The 5,015-nt window shown below is 64.9% G+C and carries 6 protein-coding genes; 4 read left to right on the forward strand and 2 right to left on the reverse strand.

The features are described 5' to 3' along the window. The coding region (locus tag AB0G11_RS48775; RefSeq protein WP_357594125.1) for a hypothetical protein at positions 1 to 253 on the forward strand (253 nt) is incomplete at its 5' end. A gap of 216 nt (positions 254 to 469) precedes the next feature. Here AB0G11_RS48775 and AB0G11_RS48780 read toward each other — a convergent pair. Continuing rightward, positions 470 to 1,261, reverse strand: coding sequence for an ABC transporter permease (locus AB0G11_RS48780; protein WP_357594127.1), 792 nt, complete (start codon positions 1,259 to 1,261; stop codon positions 470 to 472). Continuing rightward, entirely contained in the window at positions 1,258 to 2,121 is an 864-nt protein-coding gene (locus AB0G11_RS48785; RefSeq protein WP_357594129.1) for an ABC transporter ATP-binding protein, read from the reverse strand. Before AB0G11_RS48785 ends, AB0G11_RS48780 begins: the two co-directional genes overlap by 4 nt. On the opposite strand from AB0G11_RS48785, the gene AB0G11_RS48790 reads away from it, so the two are divergent. From AB0G11_RS48790 to AB0G11_RS48800, 3 genes are all read left to right on the forward strand, one after another. Continuing rightward, entirely contained in the window at positions 2,120 to 3,310 is a 1,191-nt protein-coding gene (locus AB0G11_RS48790; RefSeq protein ID WP_357594131.1) for a histidine kinase, read from the forward strand. The genes AB0G11_RS48785 and AB0G11_RS48790 overlap by 2 nt on opposite strands. Further along, the gene (locus AB0G11_RS48795; RefSeq protein WP_357594133.1) at positions 3,307 to 3,963 is read left to right on the forward strand and encodes a response regulator transcription factor; all 657 of its coding nucleotides are present in this window, start codon (positions 3,307 to 3,309) and stop codon (positions 3,961 to 3,963) included. The genes AB0G11_RS48790 and AB0G11_RS48795 overlap by 4 nt, the downstream gene beginning before the upstream one ends. Before the next feature lie 828 nt (positions 3,964 to 4,791). After that, the coding region (locus AB0G11_RS48800) for a transposase (RefSeq protein WP_357594135.1) at positions 4,792 to 5,015 on the forward strand (224 nt) is incomplete at its 3' end.

Genomic DNA, 5,015 nt, shown 5'->3' on the forward strand with positions numbered 1-5,015 from the left:
GACCCTGGCCAAGGTCAAGTCCGTGCCCTGGTGGGTCCCGGCCGCCGCACTGGCCGGCACCCTCGTGCCGTTCCTGACCATGGACCAGACGCCCGTCGCCCAGTCCACCGGCGCCCTGCTGCACCTGGCCGCCTACGGCTGGATCGAACGGCGCGTACTGCGCATGACGGACACCGAATGGCGCAGCGGGATCGCGAGGGCGCGGCACGTCACCCTCGGGACAGAAGCCGGTGCAGGGTTTCGAGGTCGTTGAGCGGCGGCCGAGGCGGCCTTTGAACAGACACTCGGTGCGCGGGGCAGGACAGCCGCCCCGCAGATAGGACTGACGTCGCCGGACGCGGGAGCGCGGTGGCCGGGAGCGCACGCTTCGCCGTCGAACTCACGGCGCAGCGGCTTGCGCGTGTCGGGTCACGCCGGGCAATCAGTGGGCGGATCTGCAACTCCCGGACCAAGCAACGGTACGCCGTGATCATTCCCAGCGGAAGAGTGCGGAAGCCACAGCGACGCCGAACACAGTGGTGACCCCGATGCTGGCCCAGTTCTCCCAGGCCACGCTCTCGCCCATCCATGTGGACTGGAAGGCTTCGACGGCAGCACCGAAGGGGAGCCAGGAGCCGACTTCGGCCAGCCGCTCGGGCAGGTTCTCCATGGGGCCGAACATGCCGCCGAGTGCAGCCATACCGAAGAAGCCGACCAGGCCAATGGCGACTGCCGCGTTGGGTGTTGGAGCCACTGATGCCACGATCATGCCCACGGAGTACATCGCCAGACACAGAGCTAGCAGGACCAACACAGCCACCAGCACGTCACTGGGCAGGGCGGCGTCGAAGAACTGAATCGCGATTCCGAGGGCGATGGCGATGCCGAAGAGCATCTGGAGGAAACTGACCACCGTCTGGGCCACCAGCACCATCGCAGGAGATGCCGGGGTGACCGCCAGTCGGCGGAGTACTTTGCTCTTGCGATAGGTGGCTAGGTAGCCGGGGAAGTTCATCACCGCGATCATGGTCACTACCAGGGCCAGGACCACTGGCACCGTGTGGAAGTCCAGAACGGTGACACCGGGCCGGATCTCTTCGTCGGGGTTTTCCAGCGAGAGGCCGTTCATCACCAGGAGCAGCACGGGAACAGCTAGTGGGATGATGACGTTCGCGGGGTCCCGGGTGATCATCCTTGCCTCGGCCTGGATCATCCGCAGCCCCGCTCGGAGCCCTGGCCGACGAGCGTGGACAGCAGGTGTCGTCGTGGTGGTAGCGGTCATCGGTAATCTTCCTCCTCGTCCAGAAGCGCTTTGCCGGTCAGCTGCACGAAGGCATCTTCCAAGGTGGCGGCCGTGGCCTGTGCTTTGAGTTCCGCCGGGCTGCCCCGAGCGATGATGCGTCCGGCGTCGATGATCAACACCTGGTCACAGAGCCGTTCCACCTCGTCCATGGCGTGGCTGATCAGGATCACCGTCTGATCCTTCAACGACTCGATCGTCGACCACACCCGGCGTCGCGCCTTGGGGTCCAGCCCGGTGGTGAGCTCATCGAGGATGACTACCTGAGGCTGACCGATCAGCGCCAGGGCGATGGAGAGCCTCTGTTTCTGTCCCCCGGAGAGCCTGCTGAATCTGGTCTTGGCCTTGTCCTGTAGCTCAACCATGGCGAGGGCCTGGTCGGCATCCAGGGGATGGGGGTAAAAGCTACGGTAGAGGTCTACCAGCTCACGAGCGGTCAGGGCATCATGCAGGTTGGCCTCCTGCAGCTGCACGCCGAGCACCTGACGTACTTCGGCCTCGTTGCTGAAGGGATCCAGGCCTAGAATCCGCACACTGCCCTTCGTGGGCCGGCGCAGCCCGGCGATCATCTCCACGGTCGTGGTCTTGCCGGCCCCGTTGGTGCCCAGCAAACCGAAGGTTTCCCCTACAGGCACCTGCAGGCTGATGTCGTCGACTGCCGTCTTGTTCTTGTACCGCTTGACCAGATGCTGGGCATCGATGGCCAAAGGCCTGGTTGCGCTGCTCATGCTGATCAGTCTTCTGCGCCTGAGCTGCCGCAGGCAGGTGCCGACGGTCATGACTTCGGCCATGACTTTCGGCACCTTGGCCGTCCACCGGGCACAGGTAGGCTCGGTCGCCATGACCCACACCCCGGCCACTGTGGCCGTCGGCCACAAGGGCGGACGCCGCGCCGACGACTTTGCTCGACATGCGATTGTGGGACTCAGCCTGGTCATTGGCGTGCTCACCCTGGCCATGGACGAACTCGCGATGCCGGCCTGGACATGGTCCGCCACCCTGGCGGTGTGGTTCGCCGCCACGAACCTGTCGGTCAGCCGATTGCCCGGCCGCACCGGCCAGCTGCTGTTGTACGGGTGTGCTGTGCTCACCTCCTGGGTGCTGCTGATGACCGTGTCGTCCAGCGGCAGCATGGCCGTGACGCTGCTGATCGTGATTGCCGCCATGGGCACCTACCTGATGCCCATGGGGTGGGTGCTCTGTGTGGTGGTGCTGAACTGCGCGGTGACCTCTGCGTATGCTTGGTCTGCCGGCGCGGATCTCGTCAAAACGATCGCGTCCGGGGTCTTCTATCTCATCGTTCATCTGGCCGTAGTCTCCACCGCCTATGCGATGTCGCGAGAAGCCCTGCTCCGGGCCGAAATGGAGCAGAAGACCCTGGAACTGGAAGCAGCAGGAGTGCTGCTGGAAGACTCCGCAGCCTCCTCCGAACGGCTGCGCATCTCCCGAGAGCTCCACGATTCGCTCGGCCACCAGCTCACTGTGCTCAACCTGGAGCTGGCCGCTGCCCAGCACCGCCTGGAGAAGGAGGCCGCCCAGCACGGCGAAGGCCCCGCCGTGCTGGAACACCTCCGGCGCGCCGGAGGTATGGCCAAGGACGTGCTCGCCGATGTGCGCAGCACAGTCGGGGAGCTGCGGGTGCCCAGCCAGGCTGACGTGCAGCAGGACTTGGAACGGCTGGCCCGCGCCGTGCCCAGCCTGGAGATACACGTAGAGGTTGACGCCGAGGTGGAAGCCGACGAAGAGAGATCAACAGTTCTGGTGCGAGTAGCCCAAGAGATCATCACCAATACCCTCAAGCATGCCGGGGCCGCTGAACTGGCACTCACGGTGAAATTGGAGGATGGCACGCTGACCCTGACCGGCATCAATGACGGCACCACGCCAGGTAGCATCACCATGGGAAACGGCCTCACCGGACTGAAAGAGCGCCTGAAGCCGTTCGGCGGACACCTGACCATCCGCACCACACCACAGTTCACCGTCGAGGCTCGGCTGCCGGCGACACATGATCGGCGACTGCAGAAGTGACAGACACCGCTCCGCGCGTACTGGTGGTTGATGACCAGACCCTGGTCCGCCACGGTATCCGCACCCTGCTTGAGCTGGCTGGCATCGAAGTGATCGGTGAGGCATCCGACGGTGCCGAGGCACTTCAGGCATGCTCTGCCCACAGCCCGGATGTCGTCCTGCTCGACCTCCAGATGCCGGTGCATGACGGGCTCTGGTTTCTCAAGAAGCAGTACGAGCAGGGGATCGAGATTCCTGTTCTGGTGCTGACCACCTTCGACGACGACGCCCTGGTTCTCGACGCCATGCGCGCCGGGGCCAAGGGTTATCTCCTCAAGGACGTCACAGTCGAACAGCTTTCCCGGGCCGTTGAGTCGCTCGCCTCCGGCGGTACTTTGATCGGCCCCTCCATTACCGATCGGCTAGTGCGGTTCATCCGGTCCGGAGCACAGCCCAGCGGTGCCGCCGGGGTCGTCGTCGACGACCTCACAGACCGTGAGCTCGAGGTATTGCGACTGGTGGCCGAAGGCTACTCCAACAGTCAGATCGCCGAACTGGTGCGCTTGGCCGAGGGCACGGTGAAGAACTACATTTCCTCCATCCTGATGAAGCTCGGAGCCCGTGATCGCACCAACGCCGTACTGCGAGCCATTCGCGACGGGATACTTGGTTAGGAGTGCGGGTAGTGGCGCTACGTCCGTCTTGGCATCGCTCAATAGGGTGACGGTATGGGGGCCGTTCGGTGCCTTTCCAGCCCTGAGCAGCCGCCGATACTGCTGTGTTACCAGGGCTGGATTCGGCGGTAGCGGCTTGAGGGTCATGTGGTCACGGGCGGCCCGAATGCCGATGACTTCGCGGTGCGTCTTGTGGGTCTGGTCCCATCGCCGAGACACCCAGGCGGCGAACGCCGCGTCCATCTCCTCGATCGATGAGAACGCCCCGGACAGGACATAAGCACGGACGGTAAGAACCTGACGCTCGACGCGGCCCTTTCAGGTGGGCGGCCAGTACGTCGATGTCGAAGTCGTAGTGCCCGGCGAACCCGACCACCCCCGGATGCAGGGGAACCGTCACACCAGGGGCAACGTGCAGGCGCCCGACTGTCTTGGTCCGGTGGTAGACGATCGACATCGGGACCCCCTTGGTATGCGGGTCTCGATGTCAAGCCATAGGGCCTGTGCTGCGGGTGGGTCAGGAAGCCTCGCCACGAGTCGGCTGAGGAGTCCGTAGAAGTGCGACCTGCCCCCTTGGCGGCCGTGTCATCCCGCCGGCGCTCATGGGCCGGGCGGAACTCGATGGTGGTGTCGAAGAACGGGCAGGACTCACAGACCGACTCGAAGTGGCAATCCATCTCGACGGGCCGAGTGCAGGAGCCGGTGCTGAACGTTCGGCGGTGCTTCTCCCGGCGGAGCTTGGCCATCTCGGTCCCCTGGGCTTGATCCGGTTTGACGGACATCTGAGATCAGGGGCTCGCCCCCGGAAGGATGTCCATGATGGAGAGCATGGGGAAGAAGAAGCCGCGTCCTCGCCGCTCGTTCACGCCGGAGTTCAAAGCCGAGATCGTCGAGCTGTGCCAGCGCGGTGACCGCTCGGTCGGGCAGGTGGCCCAGGACTTCGACCTGACCGAGACCGCGGTGCGCCAATGGGTGCGCCAGGCTGAGGTCGACGAGGGGCAGCGGGATGGGCTGACCAGCAGTGAGCGGGAGGAGCTGGCGGCGCTGCGGCG

This window comes from Nonomuraea sp. NPDC023979, assembly GCF_040639085.1.
In the GTDB taxonomy this organism is placed as follows: domain Bacteria; phylum Actinomycetota; class Actinomycetes; order Streptosporangiales; family Streptosporangiaceae; genus Nonomuraea; species Nonomuraea ceibae.